Consider the following 23,978-nt stretch of genomic DNA (forward strand, 5'->3'; position numbering starts at 1 on the left):
TAACTGTTTTACAAGAAAGTGTGCTCTCGCACACTTACGCGCTTACTATTACGAATAACAGATCTTTCTTGACCGCGCCGAGCACGATTGCGAAGCAACAATTTCTTTTCGTGCGAGTGCGCATCGTTTGCACGAAGTGCTTTTGCTGTCATATCAATCAGCCACAGTAAACAACATATCATTAATCGTCACAGATTCTACCTGTTCCAGATCCAGAATATGGTCAAATCCGATCCATAGATCATTATTTTTTCCATATTCGCCGTAAAATTCATTTTTCACCCGCTGCGACTTACTCTCTATCACATAAGTGCTTCCATCTTTCATCTGTACGGAAATCTCATCATATTCCGGTTCCACATCGGATGCACCCTGATTTGTGATCAACATATCATAGCTGGTCAACGCAAGCTGCTGTTCGCTATTTTCATTCTTCCATGTCAAAGAAGGAATGCTCTCACTTTCTGGTACTGTGATATTTACCAGCTCAGTTTTGCTATCCTTAGTTCCATCCAATTCTTTAAAAATCAGACTTAATGACGCATCTTCCTGTTCAGCTCCTATTACGTTAAATACCATGTAAAACACCTGTGTCTCATCATCACTCGCATCCTTTTCTAAATAAATGCGCCAGTCAGGTGCTTCCTGTCCGGAACTTTCCAGTCCCACCGTCAACCATATATCTGTGTCGGTCGGATTTATTTCCTGTAAGTTTCTGGTTTCCATCGTCCAGTAGTCATATTCCGGTAAAACATCTCCGGTCAGTATATACCATGGTTCTCCTTTTCCGGATACACGATTCACTGTAAACTGCATAATTCCGGAATGCGTTGCCGCACTTCGAACCACCTTGTCAATCTGCACTTCATACTCGGCTCCCTGATAATGGTAGGATGCCTTTGTATTCTCATTTGCACCTGTATCGTTTACATAAGATTCCACCGGTCCCATATTCGTTTCACCAAACAGATTTCCAAATAAATTTGTTTTTTCTGCTGCAAATACCGCACTTCCGGAAATACTCAATGCAATCACTAATGCTGCCACTGCCTTTGTTGGTCTATATGTTCTTTTTTTCATTGTTTTGGCTCCCCTCTCCTGCCGATCTGCCCGTTTCAGAATATTCTGATTCAGCCAGAAATCCGGTCCTTCTTCCGATTCAGCCGGAGTAAGGGATTTTTTTAATACATCATCCAGATTTTTCATAAAACAGAATCCTCCAATTCTTTTCTGAGATATTTCCGTGCACGCATCAGTTTACTTTTTATACTGCTGACCGATTCGTGCATCTGCTCCGCAATCTCTGCTACTTTCAGATTTTCCATGTAGTACAAAAGCACCACTATCCGCAGTTTTTCCGGCAAACGGTTTACGGCATCCTGCACCAGCACTTTCTCCTGATTGGAGATCACCGTATCCTCCACACTGTCTGCTGCCGAAAAATTTTCAATCTGACTTTCTTCCGAAACCGGTACAATGTCTGCAATCTGTTTTCGCCACATTTGCTTGCGGCACTGATTTTTCCACAAATTCACAGCAATACCAAGCAGATAGCTTTTGGGATTCTCCGTATCGTTAACGTTATCCAATTCCCACAATTTTAAAAATGTCTCCTGATACAGATCATCTGCCGTATTTTTATTTTGCGTCAGCCGTTTGCAAAACAGGTAGATATCTCTGCCATATTCGTTGATATATTTTTCCAGCTGTTGTTTCTCCATTTTTAATTAAAACTCCCATTTCTGACGTCTTCCCTGGGTAATCTTAATTACCCTTACACCTTTATATTGTCATAACTTACCGGTTGGTTGCAAAAAAATATCGCAAAACCTGAACAAATTGGTTTTGCGATATTTTTTATACCACTGCTTCAATAATTTTTTTATCATCAATCAGAATCTCATGTACTCCGATTTCTGTTTTCTGATTGAAATTGAAACTGATCATATATCCCTGGTTCACATGATAGGCATCCAGATATTCTGCCAGCTGTTTCTCCCCTCTGGTATTATATTCCTGACCATGCCATATCTTCATTTCAATGATATACTGTTCTCCACGATAATCCACAATCACATCCGTCCGTTTCTGTTCGCGGGTTTCCGCTTCAATGTAATAATTTCCAGTGCCATTGATAATTGGACGTAAATACAGCAAGAAATATTTTCTACCTTCCTGTTCGATAAACGTCTCATCACTATCTCCGTATAAGTCATTAAAATGTATTACAAAACGTTCCAGAATCTGACGCATATTCAAATGTCCATTTACAATAAACTGATTTTTATCTAACAAAGCATCCGAATAAATCTGTTGCTTTTGCATTTCTGAAGTTGACAGATATAAATTATATAACCATGTCTCAAAAATACGATTTGCAATCGCCAGCACGCCATGATTATTTTTCACAAATCCAAACATAGTTGCCACACTGATCGCCGGTTCATAATAATTGTAAGCAATTGCTTTTCCGGTAAATAATAATGACTGTAACATATCATTTAATTCCGGGTAACGATTCAGCTTCTCACTCAATGATTCGAACAATGTATTCTTCTCTGCCAGCAGCATACGAACTGCCGTAAAAAATCCCTGTCTGGTCCACACACTTTTCAATCCGTTTTCGTCATAATTTATAGCAATATCTTCATCCATAATCTGACATAATCGCGAAACAAGAAACGGATATCCTGATGTATGCTGATACAGCAGAATTGCTATTTCATCAACATTCATTCCAGTATGATGATCTTTTTCATATTCCTGAAGCATACCAGCAATCTCTGTTTTCGAAAAGCTCATATCGATTTTAAAATCTGCCGCAATATTCCATGGGCTGTTATATTTATGCTCTTCATCCGGTCTGATCTTGTGTCGGAGATTTTTCACATCATACACTCCGGCTAAAATAACCGATTTGAATGCCGGCTGTTGAAAACGATTGATATACTGGGCACGAAGCTGTCCTAAAAAATCCAAAAAAACCTGATTATTCGATGCACTGTCTACCTCATCGATCATCAAAACAATCGGCTTATCAGAAAATTGACAGATATCTCCAAGCCCCTCAAACAATGGTTTTAATGTAAAATAATCATATCTGTTGTCTACATGATTTTTCAAATCATTCAACGTTTCTTTTAAATCGTCATTTAATGTCGGTTTGCATTTTTTGAACAGCCGTAAAAATGAATGACAGAAAGAAAGTGCAAAAACATTTTCGTTTGCAAAATCAGCACTGCCGAATGTCTGAAAATCCATCAATACAACATAATATTCTGCTTCCAGCAATCGCTTTAACTCGATCAATGTCGTAGTCTTTCCATACTGACGCGCTTTATTGATTGTAAAGTATTTTCCATCATCTACAAGTGCTTTTATCTCCTGCAAACGCTGCACAATGTCTACCATATAATGTTCTTCCGGTATACATACAGCAGTTGTATTGAATACTTTTGACATGATTTCCTCCTGTCTGAATTGTTCTATCATCTACACTGCAAATCGTATTATTACTAACAGTTTATCCCTTTCACTAAACACCGTTTCTTAAAAAATGAAATACCATAACAGAATACTTCGTCGTAATCATCCTCAAATTCTTTCGCATACATCCGATCATCAATCTGAGCAAGTGCTGATTCACAATCTGATAGTGACATGCTCCCACCACTTAAATCACAGATTTTGAAGTGGGGGCTTCTTGCTCAATGGCTCTACTGAGCCAAGTATCTACAAGCTATCCTCGCGTGCCCCGCGATTCATTTTTACCCAATTATGGGATATTTTTATTGTCTGGATACAGACACTTCCCATCTATCCTGCTAACAACATACGACGTGCTTCTTCACGTATATTGATTGCCGCATTCAGATCCCGGTCTATCCGATTTCCACATGTACAAAGATACACTCTGTCCGAAAGTTTCAGTTCTTTCTTTATATTGCCACATTTACAGCATTTTTTACTGGAAGGAAAAAAACGGTCTACACGTACCAATTTCTTTCCTCTCCATGTCAGCTTATATTCCAGCAATTCCCGAAACTTTCCGTAACCGTTATCCATGACACTTTTTCCAAAATGCATACACTGGCTCATTGCTTTCATGTCAATATCTTCTACTGCAACAACATCATATGCCTCTGCTATTTCATGACTCAGTTTATGCAGAAAATCTTTCCTCTGGTTTCGGATTTTTTCATGACATAATGCAACACGTTTTTTCTGTCGGTAATAATTATTACTTCCTTTCACGCAATGGGATAACTTTCTCTGTTCTCTTGCCAGCCGCTCCTCACTTTTTCTGAAATATCCTTCATTTTCCTTCTGTATATCTTCAGAAAACACAGCCATTCCATGCATTGCATAATCAATTCCAAGTATCTTTGCGTCTTCATAATCAAATTCTTCTGCTTGGTTTTCACAGTCAGATTTTTCATATAAAAGGCTTGCATAATACTTTCCGGACGGTTCCATACTTATTGTTACGGATTTCAGGCAATATTCTACCGGAATGTCCCGATGTTTTTTCATACGGATCCATTTCAATTTCGGAAGTTTTATCCGATGATCTTCTACCTGAATATTTCCATTGACTACATTTGTCGTATAGCTCTTTCTGCTTTTGTGCTTTGATTTGAATTTTGGAAAGCCAATCTTCGGATCCCTGAAAAAATTCTTATATGCCTTTTCCAGATGCAGCTGCACATTTGCAAGTGCCAGAGAATCCACTTCTTTCAAAAATGGATATGCTTTTTTATACATCGCCGGTGTATTTCGCAGCATTTTTTTCGATACTTCATATTCCCGTATCTTGTCATTCAACATCTGATTATATAAAAAACGACAGCAGCCAAATGTTTTTGCGAGCAGAACTTCCTGTTCTCGGTTTGGATATATACGAAAACGGTAAGCTATATTATGAGTTATTTTTTCCATATGATCAGCCTCGCTTTCCATCGTTTCGACTGATTATATTATACTATATCCCTTTAAACAGAACAAGCGTTCTGCCTGTATTTGCTGTATTTATTTTGCAATTCATCTCCCACCTGTAGAGGAAGGAGAATTCTTGCTAGCTCTTGTTAAAATCAGAAATTCCAACCGGAATATTTATTTCCTTCATCGCAACAGCCCCCTATTTCACAATGTGTAATAATCTATAAGTTCTATCTCTTACTCAATATGATTATCATACCATGAAGCAGTCATTCAGGCAATTTGCAATTCGTGAAATGACCCGAAAAGAAAGCGGATGTACCGTTTCCGTACATCCGTTTTCTTTTCCCTGCTTTTCTGTTTTCTAAAATTTTCTTTATTATTGTTTTCTGTCATCACATGTAAAGCGGACATTCGCAATCCGCTTTCGCTACTTGCTCACATCTCTGCCTGTTTCAGTCAAAATAATCGCCCCATCCTTCATCGTCATAGGCATAATCATCATTGTAGTCGTAATAATCCCAGTCATCATCGTTGTAATCGTCATAATAGTCACCCGGATCTGACCATGGATCATAGTCATCATAATAGCCGTCATCGTAATAATCATAGAAACCATCATCATCGATATAACCGGAATCTCCGTATCCGATAAAATGATTCTCATATCCGTCCCAGTACCAAACATCACCGTCGCTGTCATACCAGTAATATGAGACTCCGTCATCACTGGCGCTGTCAGATTTCTTTGCATCCTGCGGCGGTGCCTGCGGTACTTCCTTCGGTGCGGTACTCCATCCTGCAGTATAGGCACAGGTAGTCAGCATATTGTTTGCAATATCCACATAGTTCTGAAGGCGGCTTTCCGGTGCGATTACCATGATCACCATGACATATCCTGTCGGACCATAGTAACGGACTTCCATATTTGCCCGCAGCGGAACAGATGATCCATCCCCGAAAATACCACTGCTCATCCACATGGAACCAACAATACTGTAATGATCACCACCGTCGATACAGTTGGCGCCAATGAACTGTGTCATATTTGCACCATACATATTCTGAAGTAACGTCTGCATCATATTTTCCAGATATGGCTGTGCGGATGCCAGTCCTTTGGTCATGTTGTCGTCATAGCCTGCGATCGGCTGAAAACCAATCATAATATTCGTATAGTAATCGTCCGTTCCATTTTTCACCAGTGCATCAAATCCCAGAGAGTCTGTATAAGACACATATGGATAGGCATTCATCTGCGCCGGATAATTGATGGTCACATTTCCAAAATTTCCCGGAAATGCAATGGTCTGATTCAGGGCATCTGCTGCCGTCGGCAAAAATACCAACCCTTCGCTGGGCACCAGCGTATTCCCTCCTCCATCCACCAGTCCGGTATCTGTCACTGCCAGTGTAGATACAAAGGATCCGTCTGCCCGGCTCAGGTTCAGACCGTTCTCGTCCGTGGTGATCACACCGCTATCCAGCTGATTGCCGTAAAAATCTGTGGTCGCCCACTGGTACTGGTCATTGATGGTCACATATGTCGGTGTGCCTTCATAGCGCCAGAATCCTATATAAGAAGACAGGATATCCGCATCCTGTGTCGATACAGGCTTGCTTCCACATCCTCCGACCAGACAGATACTGAGTACCGTCAGCAGCAATACCGCCAGCAGTCTCTTTTTCTGTAAGAATCGTTTTTCCCGAAACATTTTCTTTGTCCCTGTTACTCTTTCTGCATTTTTCATCATAACTCCTCCTCTTCCTCTGATGCCTGCTCAAACTGAGCACAGACGGAACTTTCCCGGCCAAGATAGAGGGTATCCACCCACATTAATTCATCCAGAAAATCGGTAAACCATCGAAGTTCACTCTGATACCTCCGACGCAATTCCTCCACTTCTATTTTTCCTCTGCTCAGTGTAAAAAATGGCTGCTCCGTCTGTATTGCAATATGCAACTGTCCTTTTTTCAAAAAACTCATATAGATTTTCCCACCATATTCGGACGACATTGCCACAATACAGTCCACAATATGCGGTGTCAGAATATCCCGGACATTCTGTTCTTCTTCCGGTTGAATAATAAACTTTTTATTGAATTCCTCATTGTCTGTTTTTACCACAGAACCGGAAAAAAGTCGCTTGATCCCGGTGCGTGCTACGACCCGCAGTTCCGTGGAAAGCTCATGACCAAAATCGCAGACCAGCCACTGTCCTTTGAATGCTTCCCCTTTGACGGTCTCCCACATTCCGGCATCGTCGTTATAATAATCATTTTCCTGAATCAGTGTCACACCGCTCATTTCAATGTGCATTCCCTTATAAACGGCTTTGACATCATGACTGCCTTCCACGGTGTGAAATTCTACCGGCAACACTGCCGCATCCATGACACTTCCGGAAATATGTCCCGTCGGCTGATAATCCACCTCTTCAAACACGCTTTCCAGTAACCCCCGCACCAGTTGATCCCCGATCTGCTGTTTCATGGATTTCTCATGACTGTTCATCACCAGTGCTCCAATCAGACAGAGTATTACCCCGAAAATCGCCACAGAGATCAAACTAGTCATCAGACCGGCCACCACCAGAATAACCCCTGCTATACTCAGTGCTTTCGCACCACCGCCTGCTGCACGTTTGTTTTTCAGTTCTGACGCAAGCTGCTCATCAGAATATACTTTTGCGTTTCGCTCTTCCATAACCTCTCCCTCCATTTAATTTACATTCGCCAAGCACGATTACAAAGTAATAACTTTTTCTCGTGCAAGTGCACATCAAAAAATCCATCGCACATTTACTTTGTAGTAATACTGTACGATGGATTATTCCAAAATGATATTAACGAAAGGTTAGTAATTCATTCCTGATTGGTCACTCTGCTGTCAGCAATTCGATCAGCTGTCTGCGTTTTGTCCGGACATCTCCACTGATCTGCAGTTTGGCGTAAATCCGGTTGATGTACTGTTTTATGGTTCCTTCAGACAAAAACAGTTTCTCTGCAATCTCCCGGTTACTGAGCCGCTCTGCCAACAATTCGATGATCCGCTGTTCCTGCTCTGTCAGCTCGGCAGCGATTTTCGGAAACATATGCGTTTTCCGGAGCGCACCATATCGTTTCTGACAGTTTTTCCCCAGTTCTGTAACCTTCGTCAGAAATACATGCTCTGCCGCATCCGCTGTCTGTATTTCCCGTTGCAGAAGTTCTTCCAGATATTCATAATTTTCCACAAATGGAAGATAAAACTGATCCGGCAAAGCAATTTGAAGGGCGCGTTTCAAACAGTTTCTGGCCTCCGTGCGTTTTCCCAGACATTCATACGCAGCTGCTGTCTGGATCTGTACATGCAATGCCACCAGTGCATAATGCATCGCTTCACATACTGCCAGGAGCCCTTCGCTTCTGCCGATAACTTTTGCATACTCCTGCTGCGCCAGATAAACCTGATTCTCGATCAGCTCCATCATTGGTTTTCCCGGTGCCAGGAAATTTACCGTGGACAGCTGATGTTCCCGAAACAGCACCGGTATCTGTGTGATTTGCCCGGACAGCGCATAATAATATGCACAGACACTGTCAAACAGTGTCACCCATGTGATGTTGTGTCTGCGCAGCAGTTCCTTCCGCCGTTCCGCGATCGTGTAACTGAGACTTAATTCCGTACACAACGCCAGACGAAGCGCCAGGAAATCACAGCAGAGTACCATATTTTTCTGTCCGTTTTCCGCAATGTGCACATAAGTATTTTCCAGGCAAATCTGTGCATCCACAAAGCGACCCTGCAGAAATTCCGCCTCTGCATTCATAATGCGCTCCGCACCCTGCCCGTGCCCATTGGTAATCCGGTAATAGTGCGGCATACAGTCATTCATCTCCACCAGTTCTTTCTCCAGGTCTCCCGGTGTCCGGTGAAACATCATCAATACAGACGGTGAGCCAAACGTCCATCCTCCCTCGTTGCGGATACTGATCGCCGGCCGCGACATCCGGGCACTTGCGCTGCGGTGAAACTGACTCATTTTTGTGATATCATTATACATCAGGAAACTCATGATCAGGTCACATTCGCCCAATAGATTGCCTCGCTCCTGTGCAGTCATCTCCGGCTGTTCTGCAATGGCTGCCATCAGCAATTCTTTCAGTTTCATCATCGTTGGAATCTGCCGCCAGGTAAACATCCGGCGCATCAGCACCAGCAGCGCCAGCGGATGCTGCTTCAACACCGGTTCCGGACACTGTTCCAGAAATTCTGACACCTCTGCCGGTTTCATAGAGGCCAGCAAAATTCCAGCATCATTCTGGATTACCCGGAGAATTGCATCATAATCCCGATTTTTCCAGTAAAACTTCAATGCATGCAGATACAAGTGCTCTGCCTCATACCATGCTCCGTAACGGTTACGGTAGCGCCTCTGTTTTCCTTTCTCTAATGTCGCAAATGCGCGTTCTGTACACTCCTTCATCATATGATGAAACCGGAAACTGCGGTTATCCGGCAGACGGGTCACAAAAGCATTCTGCTCCGTCAGTGTCACCAGAATTTCCTCCGCACCTGCCAACCCGGTAATCCGGCGGGCCATCTCCAGCGTAAACTCATCCGCCAGCCCCATGACCGTCAGAAACTCCCGGTATTCTTCCGGCAGCGGATCGATCATTGCAGTTGCAAACATTTCATAAATATCTGATTTCCGATCCGGCAGCTGTCCGTATTTTGAAAAAGCGCACAGATTCAGATACACCGCGGAAAACCATCCCTCACTTGTGTGCAGCAACCTGTCGATCTGCTGTTCACTCAGTTCCATGCCGCACCGATGGGTGTACACCGACAGTTCTGTATGATTCAGACAGAGGTTCTCCATTTCAATCTGACATAGTTTTCCACCCAGACGCAGCACTGCTTCCCCTGACAGCAGCCGTCCCCTGCTGGCTGTGATGAGATGCACATTCTCCGGCAGACGATTTGCCAGATCACACAGGAAATCTGCCACCCGCGCATCCGTCAGCAGATGAAAATCATCAATGAAAATATAATACACGGAACTTCCCCTCAGTGCATAACAGATAGTATCTATGAGGAATCCCGCAGATGCCACATCATCCGGGCATTCACATCCATCCAGAAAATCCAGTCCCGCAAATGCAAAGGCCTGCTGTACACTTTTCCAGAAAATCAGCAGATTATCCGAATAAATGCTGATGCGTACCTGCACCGCCTGTTCTGCCTTCAACTGTCTGCTCAGATACCAGTTCACTGCTGTGGTTTTCCCATAACCCATCGGCGCAGTTACTGTAGTCAGCGCACACTGCGAAATCGGGCGCAGACATTCCTGCAGACGCTCCGATATGTAGATTGTGTTCAGATGATTTCTCCCTTTTGGCATTTCCGTCACTCCTTCTCCCGCTCAAAGTCAGATTGGTGCTTTTTTTCAAACCTTATTTTTGCACTCATCTTTCTCCTGTATTTCGTATGTATTATTTTACCATAATGAATATTACACAAATCATTGAAATATGGTTTTTATGCGTTCCATTTAATCTTCCGTGAATAGAAAAAGCAGGAACCCCGCCATTGGAAATTCCTGCATTTCTTTTTAATTTTACGAACACAATTTTTTATATAGCTGCCATGCCGCATACTTAACGGATGACCTTACCCGGATTCAGAATGTGCTTCTCATCAAACGCGTTTTTAATCGCCTGATACAACGCGATCATCTGCGGTCCCATGAATGTCTCCAGTGCGCCGACACGGGCGTGTCCGATTCCGTGTTCACCGGACACCTGACCCCCCATGATCTTTGCCTGTGCATACAGTTCTTCCATCAGTTTCGGGCAGCGCTCCCCGAACAATTTTTTATCCATATCATCACGCATCAGCTGGATATGCATGTTTCCGTCACCGGCATGACCCTGGATGGAAATACGGATCCCGGTCTCTTTCATCTTGGTTCCGGCAAATTTGGAGAAATCTGCAATACGGTTTCTCGGGACAACGATATCGCATTCATCCATATCCGTTGTGGATGCTTTCAGTGCTTCAAGAGATGCTCCTCGCACGGTCCATACTGCTTCTTTTCGCTCATCGGTATTGCACAGGAACACGTCTTCTGCTCCGTTGTCCAGACAAATCTGTGCTGCTGCATCACATCTGCGCTCCACATCTTCCACGGTACTTCCGTCAAACATCAAGATCAGATAAGAATCTGCCGTACGGTGCGGCATGATCTTGTTCAGATATTCTGCTGCTTCATCCAGCAGAGACTTCGGCATATACTCAATGGCAGTCGGATTCAGATCAGAATTGATGAATTTCGGTACCGTTCCCACACACTGCTCCAGTGAAGGATACGGTACAAGTAAGGTATAAGATACTTTCGGCTGCGGGATAACGCGCATGCGCAGTTTTGTTGCGATACATAAGGTTCCCTCGGAACCGATCACCAGATCCTTGATATCATATCCGGATGTATTTTTCGCTACGTTGCTTCCAAACTGCATCACGTCACCGTTTGGCATCACACATTCCATGGAAACCACATAGTTTCTCGTAACGCCATAGCCTACGGCTTTCATACCACCGGCATTTGTCATAACATTTCCACCAACGGAAGCTGTCTTTTCCCCCGGCTCCGGCGGATAAAACACACCTTTTTCCTGTGCGGCATTTGCCAGTTCCATAACCAGCACTCCCGGCTCAATGACAACCGTCATTGTATCCAGATCCCACTCCAGGATCTTGTTCATTTTTTCCGTACAGAGCAGGATGCCTCCGTAAATCGGCACAGCACCACCGGACAGACCGGTTCCGGCTCCCCGTGGAGTTACCGGAATACAATGCTCGTAGGCATAACGCATCACTTTGGACACTTCCTCGGTGCTCAGAACTTCCACCAGTACATCCGGCGCATGAGTTCCGAAATCCGGCATCTCGTCATGCGCATAATCATATTCGATCTCATCCCCGTAAAAAACACGGTCCGGGGCTGTCACACTTTTTAAATATTCCACACCTTCCGGTGTAATTACCTGATATTCCATTTTCGGCATCCCCCTTTACTGCTGTTTTGCCCGCACTGCTGCTGTCAGCGCCGGTACCACACGGTATAAATCTTCGGTAATACAATAATTTGCGATCTTGAAGATCGGCGCTTCCGCATCGGTATTAATGGCTACGATGCACTCCGCTCCATCCATACCTGCGGCAAACTGTACCGCTCCGGAAACGCCACAGGTAATGATCAGTTTCGGTTTTACAGTACGTCCGGAAAGTCCGATCTGCTTTGTCACATCGTTCCATCCTTTTTCCACCAACGGGCGCGTAGTTGCCAGCTGTCCGCCAAGGGCATCTGCCAGCTCCTGCAGCAGACCTAAATCTTCCTGTTTTTTCACACCACGGCCTGCAACAACCAGCACATCTTCTTCCTCAATCCCTTTTATTTTTTCCACAATTTCTGTACTGATAACTTCCATACCGGATTTCAGCATTTCATCAGTTACTTCGCAGGTTACGACCTCACCGTTCGGTTCTGTTTTTTCTGCAACATTCATTACTTTATAACGAACGGTTGCGAACTGCGGTCTGGTATTTGTTGTAATGATCTGTGCCATGATATTTCCGCCAAACGCCGGACGGATCTGCACCAGATCGGTATTTTCTTTCATATCCAGTACCGTACAGTCTGCGGTCAGACCGGTACGGAAACGTGTGGCGCAGGCCGGTGCCAGGGATCGTCCCAGAGAAGTTGCTCCGACCAGAACAACCGTCGGTTTTACAGTTTTGATGCAATCTTCCATGATGTTTGTATACACATCCCCGCGGAAATGTGCCAATGCTTCATGTGCATAGACATATACTTTATCCACACCGTACTCCAGCAACGTCTGCGCCTGTTCCTTTGCCTGCCCGCCGCCGATCAGCACCGCATACACCGGATGATTGATCTTTGCAGCAAGCTCTCTCGCTTTTCCGATCAGCTCGAACGCTACCGGATGGATACCGCTCTCCTCCTGCTCTACAAAAACCATAACGCCCTTCCATGCGTCTTTGTCCACTGTCTGTTTCACTGCATCCTCTACCAGCGAAACTGCCTGTACCGGACATGATTTCACGCACAGTTTACACATCTTACAGGATGCATTGATTTCTATCTTATTGTCTAGGATCTCCAATGCTCCGAAGGGACATTTTTCTACACACTGCCCGCAAAGGATGCACTGATCCTGGTTAAAATTTAATGTTGCCATCTTTTTCCTCCGTTTCCGAGAATACATCGTGACATGCTCCCACTTCTGCAAGTGATGAGCAATAACAAATTTTTCGCTTCTGCCTGAACAATTATATGTATTTTCTCTCTGCAAAAATATCTGCCAGTTCACCGGCTGTCTGCTCGGCAGATCCTTTCATAAAAATCTGCCCATCGTGGCTTTCCGGCGGGAAAATGCGTTCTACGGAAGTGGCAGATCCTTTCAATCCATAATGTGTCACATCCTGATCCTTAAAGTCTGCAAACGTGATCATCTCAACTTTGCGATCCTTCGTTGCTGCTTTCAGGCGATAGGACGGAAGTCGCGGAGTGTAAATATCTTTTTCCACAGTGATCAGACATGGCAATTTCATTTTTGCCAGCTGACGTACATTGACGAAATCCTGTCCGACAGTAACAAAATCTTCATCTACATCAGTGATTTCACCAACCCATGCTGCACATGGAATTCCAAGGTACTCTGCCATGGCAGGTCCTACCTGAGCAGTGTCACCGTCCGTAGTCTGCTTTCCACAAATGATCATGTCATAATCACAAATGGATGTAATTCCCTGAGCCAGTGTATAGGAGGTTGCCAGCACGTCCGCACCTGCGAAAGTACGGTCTGTAAATACATACGCCTGATCCACGCCCATCATATAAGCTTCTTTCATCATCGCCTCAGCCTGTGGCGGCCCCATCGTTACTGCGGTTACGGTTCCCCCGCAGCACTCTTTCAGACGCATCGCAGTCTCTAATGCATACAGATCATACGGATTGATCTTGGCTGCTGCACCATCCCGTTTTAATACACCTGTTTCCGGATCGATCTCTACCTGGCTGGTACCCGGAACCTGTTTGATACACACAACGATCTTCATTCTTCTTCTCCTCTCAACCAACATTTCCTCTTATCATCTTGACAGATGCTGAAACTGTTTTTCACAGTAGTTCAAAAATTTTTCACTTTTGCAGCACTTTATTTCTATGTTGATTCCCTTTGTCTGGTCTTACCAGTTATATAGCTATTATAGAACTGTTTGCTGAGAAATACAACTTCTTTTGCACAAAAATAGAGAAGCAACAAAACTGACAGTTCTGCCAGAATCAATGCTTCTCTCCTTATCATATTTACTTTTTGACTTATTCTACTAATTTTCTATCTAATCAGTACTTTCTTCCCACAAAATCAGATTCTGCATTTGTCAGATGTATCGTCAGCAGACGGGCTGCCTCTGCGCCATGCTGATTCTTGATGGCGATATACGTCTCCTTATGTACATCCAGAATTCTCTGGTAACGCATCTCCTGTTCTGCCTCTGTGCCTTTTATCAGAATATCGGATAAAGATTCTCCGATCACATTTCTGCACACCTGCATCATAATGGAATACATTGCGTTATGGGATGCATCTGCCAATGCCAGATGAAACTCCAGATCACAGGCAATGAATGCGTCCGACTCCCCAAGAACATTCTCGGAACGCTGCAGAATCTCTTTCATCTTCTCCAGATCTTCTGCAGTACGACGCTCAGAAGCAAGTCTTGCCGCCTCACACTCCGTCAGACGACGAAATTCCAGAATCTCCTCAATCTTCATATGCTTCATCTGGATGATCGTCTCAAGAGACTGCACCGCATTATCCACATTAATCTCCTGCACCACCGCTCCGCTGCTGCCGGAATAAATCTTAATATAACCTTCCCGCTCCAGCATACGCATAGCCTCCCTGATCGTCGGCCGACTGCGATGCATCATATCCATCATCTTTCGCTCAGACGGAAGCCGCTCCCCCGGATGAATTTCTCCATCCAGGATCAACTGCCGGATCTGATTATATATTTCTTCACTCGCCCTTCTTGTCTGCACAGGCTGTAAATCAATCTGAATTTCGTTTTTCATAAATACACACCTTTCCCTGATTACCTTTTAGTAATTATACATACTTAACCTTGCCCGCGCAACACGAAACGTATTTTTTCTTTCAAAAAATATGCCCTTTCTTCTCGAAAGGGCATATATCCGGTAAAGCGGACATTTTTTAACCTAACATACCAGATAAGCGGCCTGCTACGCCGGATTTTTTCAGTAGCATATAAATAACAAAACCAATTACGATACCTGCACCTGTCTGGAATGTCAGTGCCGGAATCTCAATAATAGCTGTACGTCCGCCATACAGGGCTGCTCTTACCAACGTATAGGCAATAATGTGAAGGACACCGCCTGATACCGCACCGATCAGAAAGGCTCCTTTTCTGTCTTTCAGAATCTTATGCATGATCAGTCCCATAACCAGTGCCCACATACATTTGATCAACAGTGTCGGAACTACCCAATAAAAATATCCCCCGATAAAATCAGATAATCCGCCACCGATAGCACCTGCAACCGCGCCTTTTTTCATACCGAATAAAGCAACCGTCAGGATGATCATACAATCTCCCAGATGTACATAACCACTGATCGTCGGGATTTTAAAAATATAAGTTCCTAAAAATACCAGCGCAGCCATTGCAGCTGTCACTGTGATATCTACGGTCCGGATTTTCTGTCCGGAATTATTTACATTTGTCTGTGCGTTCATATGTCTTCTCCTCTCATTTACCCCCAAAAATCATGTCTGACTTTTTCTTATTACAGTTTATCATTCTCCATTTACATTCGGTTCAAAAATGGAACTTCTCCAAATTCACATTTTTTGTTAAATGGTCTTTAACTCCATAAATTTCTTCGCATTGTTATAAAATACGTCTTCCAGCTGTGCATCATTCAGACCACAGGAATATACACGCTGGATTTCCACGCTCGGATGGTGGAATGGCGAATCAATACCAAACATCACACGCTCACTACCAACGGTGTCATAGGCGTTTTTAATCTGACAGCCCATCGGCATTCCGGATACTTCCAGAAACAGATTGTCATATTTATATGCCATATTCAGACTTCCATCAATATAAACACCGTGTCCGTGACCCATATGGATCATGACAGTTGGTACATGCGGATGCCGCTCTGCCAACAGGCCAATCTGCCACGGCAAGGAAAAAGGCGGATGTCCACAGTGGATAAATACCGGTTTCTTATACGCCTCTGCAAGCTCCATGATCGGATCTACCATCGGTGAATCTGCGGTAAACGCATCAAATAACGGCTGCATCTTCACACCTGCAAAATTCTCATCCCGCAGATAATGCTCCAGCATATCATACGCTTTCTGTCCTTCATTGGCATTGACCCAGCAAAGTGGGATGATCTTGTCCGGAGCTGCCTGGTAAGCTGTTTTCAATTCTTCATTCAGATGACATCCTGCCGGACATAAAATTGTCTTTTCGATATTATACGCTTCCATCTGCTCTGTCAGACGTTGCAGATCAAAGTCAATGTTGAACGGACTGCCAAATTTTCCAATGTGGGAATGAGCGTCAATCTTTTTAAAACGATTATAATGATTGTCCATAACAAACACTCCTTATCTCGCAATCACTGCCTTTGCTTCTCCTTATAGATACAAATGCAATAAAGATCAGAAAAACAACTGATTGTACATTATTATATTGTTACTTGTATTTTCATCGATGATTTACTTAATGTCTATCTTACCTGTCTATTGGTATTTTTAACACTTCCAGTTTTTATGTTTTTAACCATGCCAGTTTATCCTTTACTTATACATGATCGCTTTTACAAATACACAATTCTGAGTAAACTGTAACATTCAAGAAAGCCCTCGGCATTCTTGCTGCGGGATGCTCGTCATGCAATGCATGACATCTTTTTCTGTGCATCTCTGCAAGTCTGCACTTCGTTTCGGTCGGCGCAAAAACAGCCTGCATTTTATAGTAGACAGCAAAATAATAAGTGTGATATGTTAAATGTATTGCACTTACAGGTGCACACAAGAGGGGGAGGATATTAACGTGACAAACTTAATGTCTGTATTTGAAATCATTGGGTCAATAGCATTTGCAATATCCGGAAGCATGCTGGCCATCAAAAAGGAAATGGATCTGTTCGGCATTCTGATTCTCGGCATTGTCACATCTGTGGGTGGCGGTGCCATCCGCGACATCGTCATTGGGAACACCCCGCCTGCCATGTTTCAGAATCCGAAATGTACAGTAATTTCATCCATTACTGCTGTGGTTGTATTTATCATCTGGAAAATCCACAACCGCCATACGGTTACCGAAAAAATCGCCCGCCGTACCGATATTATGTACCACAACCTGCTGTTTCTGTCTGACACCCTCGGACTTGCAGCATTTACAATCCTCGGTATGGAAACAACCATCCGTTTTCTGAATACAGATCAGTTTCTGCTGATCGCATTTGTGGGTCTGATCACGGGTGTGGGCGGCGGAATTCTGCGTGATCTGCTGGCCGGCGAGATTCCGTATGTTCTGCAAAAGCACATCTACGCCACTGCATGCATCTTCGGTATTATCGGATACTATATTCTGTATCATTTCATACCGGAAAATGCTGCAGCACTGATCGGATTCTGCCTGGTGCTGGCCATCCGTTACCTGGCAAAACATTTTGAGTGGAATCTGCCACGATAAGGTACCAATTCCAACAACTTCAAAAGGCAAATGTTGAAGTGATGTATGGAAAAAGAATACCGGCTGTTTTGTCCTGTGCGCTAACAATCGCTTCACTGGAAAAAACAGCCGGTATTCTTTAATTTACGCTGTATCATATTCTATTTGTACCGCGAATCAATTTTTAAACAAATATTTATACTTACGCATCTGCTCAAATAAAATATCCCGCACTCTCTCTTTCTCCTGATCAGAGTAACCCGGTATTTCATTTAGTATCTGTTCCACATCCTTTTTTGTAAAGCTAAAATGCAGATTCATTCCACATACATCTTCTGAGACATCCATTTGTTCTTCAAAGCTGCCACTGATTGTTTTTGCCCGCACTTCCGAAAGTGCATCATATAAATCTATTCCCAACGGATAATCCATACTTGTATCAGAAAGCAATCCAGCTCCATTGTCAAAAATGGGGCAATATGAAAATTCACCCTTCTGACTCATCAATACAGCCACATTATGCATATGTCGATCTTCATTTACAAATACCGCATCAATCGTCATCAATTTATTTAAATAAATTCCAAAATCTTTCAATCCCGTAATACGCTCCACCTGCGTCACCAGAAAATTGAACCGATCTTCCACCGAAGATTGTATATGCCATACAGCCTCATACAAACTCTTCTGGAAAAAATTGTGGAACAGACGCTCCAACGTAATAATCTGCCAGTCATCATATAAAAAATTATTACTCTTTACACCATTATAAAATATATTTTTGTATTTTATCCGTTCATAATCATACAGAACAAATTCATCTTTTTGTAAAGAAGAGAATTTCAGTAAATGCGAGATCATATACTCAGCAAGTCCTTCGTATCCGGTACAATCTGCTTTGTACCAGATTCCGTTATTTTCCCACTTCAGCTGATTTCCCTTGGAGGATTGTCTGTCTGCTTTTCTCTCATTCTGTTCAAACAACTCAATCATCGGTCTGTTACCTCTCTATTTGAATCCAAAAATGATCTTCTGCCATTCTGCCTTCCGTCTTCTGAATAATCATCAGCGGATCATAAAACGGCAGATCCAGATCTTTTAAAATGAGTTTCATTTTATCACGGCTTTTGGGAAAGCAGCGTGACTCCAAAAAAACCTCATAATCTTCGTAAGTCGGCTCTTTCAAGTTCCCAAATGCCTGGAACATAATATTATCTGTATAATTTTTAATTCTCACTCTTTTTCTGAGTTCATCTACATCAATCAGCGTACATATTTCTTGTTCATGCATATACCACATACGCAAACCGTATTTCTTATCCGGAATCTGTATTTTCGTAACATACTCCGGATGATCTTCTAATATTTTTAACAGCAAAACAACCGGTCCTGTAATTTTATCTTCTTTCGTCTCCCATCGTTCCATCGTTGCTTTAGAAACACCTACTAACTCTGCAAATTTCTTCTGCGTTAGTCGCAATGTCTTTCGTACTCTTTTTATATCTGAACCGGTCACATATTTCTGAATCGCAAAATTTGGATTATTCATATGACATACCACCTCTTTTTTATTAAACCATTATTTTGATGGTTTTTCAAGTCAAAAAACACTTGTTTTAATGGTTTTCAAAACAATTCATTCAAATATAAACGAATACTGGGTATTCTGTCCGGCTTGCTAACAATCGCTTCACAGGAAAAAATACCCAAAATTCTCTACACTATTTTATCATATATTTTCAGTCTATTCCGCCGCAGAACGCATATCGATAAAGTTCCATGCACCATCATGCAATCCGTCTCCGCAGTTCAGCTCCATTACCATTTTATCCAACATATCCTCGTCTACCAGATATCCAAGCTGAAGTGTCACACAGTCTCCCTTTTTCATTTTCTTACAGTAATACCAGCTTCCGCCTTCGCTGTCTGAAATCCATATCGGCATATTATCCCGGTAATAAAGATTCCGGTCGCCACGCTCAAACTCCCGCCAGTCAAACTCTGTATGATCGGCAGTTTTTTTGATGTACGTCAGTGGATTTGCCACCGGAAGCATATCCTCTTCATCTTCATAAGATATATTCTGAATCGTCATTGTTACAAGCACCAGTTTTGGTGTCACATGCTCTGTTTTCTCCACATATGTGAGCGGCTGGTCATAACCGTTCCCGAATGTAATGGTTTCACGCTCATAGGACTGCAGGTTCAGCTTTTCATCTACCCCAATGCCTTTTTTCAGTTTTTCTGATACTTCATCCTGGTATCCATGCTGATCCAGATTTCTCAGATTATCCCGCACTTCAACAGCATCTATACGATAACTGATACCATTATATATCTGCGTATCCCCCACATCACACATTTTATCTGTTGGGAAACTGCGCAGCTCTTCATTTTCTGCCGCATCAATCTGCTCCCTATGCTTCATCTGTGCGATATACTCTGACATCGGCTGTACCACATCCGCAGTTTGTTCTGTGGCAGGTACCAGGGTAAATTTCTGCGCCAATGTAAGAAATGTCTGGTCATCCATCTCCTCCATTCCCATGCCCTGAATCAGCAGTGCATAGCCATAATCTTCATAAAAGACCGCCACTTCTTTTCCTTCTGTACCAGCCTCATACTGGCTTCCAGTCAGATGATTCTGTTTCATATAAACTGCCTTTTGTCCGTTCCATACCATCTCCTGTGTATTCATAACGTTCCGCTCATAAAACTGATCGGTATCGCAGTCAATCTGCAAAATTTCAATATACAGTCCCTGTGTATCCGGATATTCTTCGGAACGAAAATGAATGACTTTCATTTCATCCAGTCCCTTATCCTGCTCCCTTGTATAACCAACGAGATCTGTCACATTCAGTTTCACATATTCCAATGCCACCTTCTGCTCTCCTGTGCCCTCATCTGCACTGTCTGATATCTGAAATACCGCATGCATCTGATCCTTTTTCAAAGACATAACATACGCTGATATCTTCTCTCCCGCAATTCCAACCGTCGGAACAGCCACCGCCAGAATACATGCTGCCACTGCGATTTTCGGAAACCGGTGCGTTTTTCTCTTTTCACATTTTTCACAGATATCCTCAAAGACCTGTTCTTTTTTTTCCTCTGACATACAGAGTGTATCAAAAGCATTCCTGCAACGTTTATCCATCTTTTCCCAGCTCCTTTCTCAGCAGTTCTTTTGCCCTGCTCAGCCTCGATCGCAGCGTTGACGCATTTTTATGCATGATTACTGCAATCTCCTCAATACTGTATCCCTCATAATAATGCAGATATAAAAGTTCCGCATGTGCAGGAGGTAGTCTCCATATCGCCTGCAGCACTTCTCTGTCCTCTGAAGGTGTCTGCACCGACTGCAGCATCTGCTCTGCCGCTGCATCATAGACATTGCGCTTTCGCTTCCAGAAACTTTTCTGTACATCCTTGCAGTAATTGATGGCCGTGCGGATCAGCCAGGCTTTTTCATGTTCCGTATCTGCGAAATCCGGTTTTTTCTGAAACAACCGCACAAAGGTCTCCGACACTGCATCCAGTGCGTCCTGTTCATGTTTCAGCTGAAGCAGACAGACACGGTATATCATATCGCAATTGCGCCGGTAGATCTCTTCCATCTGCTCTTTTGTAAGTACATTCATGTCCCCCTTAACTCCTTTCACTGATAACACGAACCTGACCGCTGTTTCGTCTTATTTTATTTCAAGTCGAACGCACGTGAGACTTGGTGCGTGATTCTGGTCAGCGAAAGCTGACATATTCTTCTCAGAATCACTGCACATCCTCGCGGAGCGTTTATCTCAGTCGGAGATTGTACTCCCACTGAGAAAGGCTTGTTATTACTCACCACTTGCAGAAGTGGGAGTCTTCTCGACTGAGATAAAAATTTCAATTCAAGAATGTCCGCTTTACTCAGTCCACTGCAAAAAGAAAGAGCCGTGTAGCGCAGATACGTTTATCTGTTCCACACGGCTTTTTTATCTGTTTCTATCTCCATCCATCCGACTTTCATTCTTTTCGTAAAGAAAACTCCAAAACACATTTTATTTGTGACGATGTACCACTTTACTGATCAGAATCAGCACACCACCTACCACAAATGGGAAAATAAAGGTTGCCACACGGTACAGCACTGTAATCGCTCCCGCTTTGTGTACACCCACCAGCACCGCAAACAGGTTCGTCATGATCAGCTCTACGGCTCCGATTCCTGCCGGTGTCGGAATAACTGCCGCTGTCATGACAGACAGAGATGTGATGGAAAGGGAATCCAGCAACGAGATTTCATTGCTTCCAAACAGGATCAAAAATGGAACACAGTACCAGAAGCACAACTTTGCCATATTTTTCAGCACCATGGAAATCAGCGATGGCACGTCCTTCAGTAATTTTGATGTGGATTTCTCCATAATATCACAACTCTGCTCCAGTTTCGTCAAAGCCGGTGTCAGTCTGCCGCTCTTGTTGAAATGACGCACGATCGCCAGAATCAGTTTGTGTGATTTCGCCGACACGGCAAAAATAATCAGCGCAATACTGATGATGGCAGTCAGCAGATATGCCAGACCAAGGTACACGCCATATTCTCTGTAATTACACGACATTACTTTCCAGTTTAACACGAACAAAAGTCCGCTGAACAACGCCACGCTGACTTTATGCACCATGTACTGGATCATGTAAAGTCCGGTTGCTTCCGAATATCCCACGCCCTTTTTTCCCAGATACACAATTGCTGCCACGCCGGAACCGCTTCCCAGTGTAGACAGACGGTAAAAAGAGCAGTAGAAAGCACAGTAAACTGCTTCCCGGTATTTGAATTTCGGATTATATCTGCGAGCCAGTGAATAGGTGATCCATGCCTCGAACAGATGATAGATCACTGTCGCTGCCATAATGGCCACCAGCACAGTCAGTGATGTTTTTCCAAGCTGTTCTACGATGTCCTCTGCCGAATCCTTGAAGGTATACCAGATGATCAGGAGCAGAATCGCCACAAAGATCAGCTTCGCCAGTAATTTTTTATTTTTCATAAAGGTCCGTTCTCCTTCCATCGTAACCCGTCTCACATGCGTTTGACTTGAAACAATCTTTGTTCTCGTTATTTACCTTCCTCGTAAAGCGGACATTCGCAATCCGCTTCGCTACTTGCTCATGAACGCAGTCGCTTCGCGATCTGTCAGTGAGAGCTTTCAACTCCCACTGACATAAGCATCCCCCTCACCCGCCGCTTAGTGCTCCGCGCACTTGAAGCGGGGGAATGCTTATCTGCGTTCAAAAAACTCCTTCACCTGTTGTAAAATAATCTCCATCAGACGCTTGCGTGTCTCCACAGCCGCCCATGCAATATGCGGTGTGATCACAAGTCTCTCACTATCCTTGATGCGGCGCAGCGGATTGTCTTCACGCATCGGCTCCACACTCAGCACATCCAGTCCTGCTGCCGCAATCGTTCCCTGCTCCAGTGCATCCGCCAGATCTGCTTCCACCACGATTGGCCCACGTCCCACATTGATAAAAATTGCGCTACGTTTCATTTTTGCAAAAGCTGCCGCATTCATCAGATGCTCTGTCTGCTCTGTGAGCGGTGCATGCACGGATACGATGTCTGATGTGGTAAGTAACGTGTCAAAATCCACACGCTCATAAGCGTCCTCCGTATGGTTCCCGGAAGTAGAATAATAGATCACATGGCAGCCAAAGGCTTTTGCCAGATCTGCCACCCGTTTTCCAATCGCTCCCAGACCGATGATACCCCAGGTCATTTTACCGAGTTCATGAAAATGATTTGCAAAATGCGTAAACATGGAATCATTTACATACTTCTCTGATTTGACATAATTGTCATAATAAGGCATCTTTTCAAGCAGATAAAACAGCAGCGCAAATGTATGCTGTGCCACACATTCCGTAGAATAGCCTGCCACATTCCGCCATGCAATATTCCGCTCTTCCAGAAACTTTTTGTCAAGATTATTCGTGCCCGTAGCAGTTACACATACCAGTTTCAGGTTGCGGGCAGTACCAACGGTCTGCTCATTGATCTCCATCTTATTGACGATAACCACATCTGCGTCCTGTACACGATCCGGCACTTCCTCCGGCTTGCTGCTTCCATAACGGACCACTTCGCCCAACACCTCGAATCCGCTAAGGTCAATGTCTGTTCCTATTGAATTATCATCTAAAAAAACTATCTTCATATCTTTCACATTCCTTCCAGCCAAACTTCTAAGCAAGT

Annotated in this window: 20 protein-coding genes; 1 reads left to right on the forward strand and 19 read right to left on the reverse strand. The window is 43.6% G+C overall.

The genetic code is table 11. The features are described from left to right. Window positions 1-153: 153 nt before the first annotated feature. The 13 genes from ACIRUQ_RS12945 to ACIRUQ_RS13005 form a co-directional block, all read right to left on the reverse strand. On the reverse strand, window positions 154-1,206 hold the full coding sequence (locus tag ACIRUQ_RS12945) for a hypothetical protein (protein ID WP_022035198.1): 1,053 nt from the start codon (window positions 1,204-1,206) through the stop codon (window positions 154-156). Beyond that, window positions 1,203-1,721 (reverse strand): RNA polymerase sigma factor, encoded by a 519-nt coding sequence (locus ACIRUQ_RS12950; RefSeq protein ID WP_022035197.1) that lies wholly within the window; start codon window positions 1,719-1,721, stop codon window positions 1,203-1,205. The genes ACIRUQ_RS12945 and ACIRUQ_RS12950 overlap by 4 nt, the downstream gene beginning before the upstream one ends. A 136-nt stretch (window positions 1,722-1,857) precedes the next feature. Next, a complete protein-coding gene (locus ACIRUQ_RS12955; RefSeq protein ID WP_055291232.1) occupies window positions 1,858-3,462 on the reverse strand; it encodes an AAA-like domain-containing protein in 1,605 nt (534 codons plus the stop codon). A 354-nt stretch (window positions 3,463-3,816) separates the two neighbouring features. Then, entirely contained in the window at window positions 3,817-4,938 is a 1,122-nt protein-coding gene (locus ACIRUQ_RS12960; protein ID WP_404856495.1) for an RNA-guided endonuclease TnpB family protein, read from the reverse strand. 455 nt (window positions 4,939-5,393) lie between these two features. Then, window positions 5,394-6,692: a hypothetical protein gene (locus ACIRUQ_RS12965; protein ID WP_404856496.1), complete on the reverse strand. Its 1,299-nt coding sequence runs from the start codon at window positions 6,690-6,692 to the stop codon at window positions 5,394-5,396. After that, window positions 6,689-7,645, reverse strand: a complete 957-nt coding sequence (locus ACIRUQ_RS12970) for a DUF3137 domain-containing protein (protein ID WP_055290642.1) — start codon at window positions 7,643-7,645, stop codon at window positions 6,689-6,691. The genes ACIRUQ_RS12965 and ACIRUQ_RS12970 overlap by 4 nt, the downstream gene beginning before the upstream one ends. A gap of 172 nt (window positions 7,646-7,817) precedes the next feature. Continuing rightward, window positions 7,818-10,325: a LuxR C-terminal-related transcriptional regulator gene (locus tag ACIRUQ_RS12975; RefSeq protein WP_055290641.1), complete on the reverse strand. Its 2,508-nt coding sequence runs from the start codon at window positions 10,323-10,325 to the stop codon at window positions 7,818-7,820. A 256-nt stretch (window positions 10,326-10,581) separates the two neighbouring features. Beyond that, complete coding sequence (locus ACIRUQ_RS12980) at window positions 10,582-11,982, reverse strand: FAD-binding oxidoreductase (RefSeq protein ID WP_044963657.1); 1,401 nt, start codon at window positions 11,980-11,982, stop codon at window positions 10,582-10,584. 15 nt (window positions 11,983-11,997) lie between these two features. Beyond that, the gene (locus tag ACIRUQ_RS12985) at window positions 11,998-13,188 is read right to left on the reverse strand and encodes an electron transfer flavoprotein subunit alpha (protein WP_055290640.1); all 1,191 of its coding nucleotides are present in this window, start codon (window positions 13,186-13,188) and stop codon (window positions 11,998-12,000) included. Window positions 13,189-13,279: 91 nt separating this feature from the next. Then, window positions 13,280-14,068, reverse strand: coding sequence for an electron transfer flavoprotein subunit beta/FixA family protein (locus ACIRUQ_RS12990; protein ID WP_055290639.1), 789 nt, complete (start codon window positions 14,066-14,068; stop codon window positions 13,280-13,282). A gap of 286 nt (window positions 14,069-14,354) precedes the next feature. Beyond that, window positions 14,355-15,089, reverse strand: coding sequence for a FadR/GntR family transcriptional regulator (locus ACIRUQ_RS12995; RefSeq protein ID WP_055290638.1), 735 nt, complete (start codon window positions 15,087-15,089; stop codon window positions 14,355-14,357). A gap of 139 nt (window positions 15,090-15,228) precedes the next feature. Further along, window positions 15,229-15,774, reverse strand: a complete 546-nt coding sequence (locus ACIRUQ_RS13000) for an ECF transporter S component (protein WP_055290637.1) — start codon at window positions 15,772-15,774, stop codon at window positions 15,229-15,231. A 117-nt stretch (window positions 15,775-15,891) separates the two neighbouring features. Further along, on the reverse strand, window positions 15,892-16,650 hold the full coding sequence (locus ACIRUQ_RS13005) for an amidohydrolase family protein (protein WP_055290636.1): 759 nt from the start codon (window positions 16,648-16,650) through the stop codon (window positions 15,892-15,894). Between the two features lie 460 nt (window positions 16,651-17,110). On the opposite strand from ACIRUQ_RS13005, the gene ACIRUQ_RS13010 reads away from it, so the two are divergent. Further along, complete coding sequence (locus tag ACIRUQ_RS13010; protein WP_172679905.1) at window positions 17,111-17,755, forward strand: trimeric intracellular cation channel family protein; 645 nt, start codon at window positions 17,111-17,113, stop codon at window positions 17,753-17,755. Between the two features lie 156 nt (window positions 17,756-17,911). Here ACIRUQ_RS13010 and ACIRUQ_RS13015 read toward each other — a convergent pair whose 3' ends face one another. The 6 genes from ACIRUQ_RS13015 to ACIRUQ_RS13040 form a co-directional block, all read right to left on the reverse strand. Then, window positions 17,912-18,727 (reverse strand): hypothetical protein, encoded by an 816-nt coding sequence (locus ACIRUQ_RS13015; protein WP_055290634.1) that lies wholly within the window; start codon window positions 18,725-18,727, stop codon window positions 17,912-17,914. A gap of 7 nt (window positions 18,728-18,734) precedes the next feature. After that, the gene (locus ACIRUQ_RS13020; RefSeq protein WP_021739417.1) at window positions 18,735-19,283 is read right to left on the reverse strand and encodes a DNA-binding transcriptional regulator; all 549 of its coding nucleotides are present in this window, start codon (window positions 19,281-19,283) and stop codon (window positions 18,735-18,737) included. Between the two features lie 195 nt (window positions 19,284-19,478). Then, the gene (locus tag ACIRUQ_RS13025) at window positions 19,479-20,894 is read right to left on the reverse strand and encodes a hypothetical protein (protein WP_055290633.1); all 1,416 of its coding nucleotides are present in this window, start codon (window positions 20,892-20,894) and stop codon (window positions 19,479-19,481) included. Further along, entirely contained in the window at window positions 20,887-21,378 is a 492-nt protein-coding gene (locus tag ACIRUQ_RS13030) for an RNA polymerase sigma factor (protein WP_129900125.1), read from the reverse strand. Before ACIRUQ_RS13030 ends, ACIRUQ_RS13025 begins: the two co-directional genes overlap by 8 nt. A gap of 402 nt (window positions 21,379-21,780) precedes the next feature. Continuing rightward, window positions 21,781-22,770 (reverse strand): lysylphosphatidylglycerol synthase transmembrane domain-containing protein, encoded by a 990-nt coding sequence (locus tag ACIRUQ_RS13035; protein WP_055290631.1) that lies wholly within the window; start codon window positions 22,768-22,770, stop codon window positions 21,781-21,783. A gap of 231 nt (window positions 22,771-23,001) precedes the next feature. Continuing rightward, a complete protein-coding gene (locus tag ACIRUQ_RS13040; protein ID WP_022035181.1) occupies window positions 23,002-23,940 on the reverse strand; it encodes a D-2-hydroxyacid dehydrogenase in 939 nt (312 codons plus the stop codon). Between the last annotated feature and the right edge of the window lie 38 nt (window positions 23,941-23,978).

The organism is Eubacterium ramulus (assembly GCF_045002895.1).
Lineage (GTDB): Bacteria > Bacillota > Clostridia > Lachnospirales > Lachnospiraceae > Eubacterium_I > Eubacterium_I ramulus.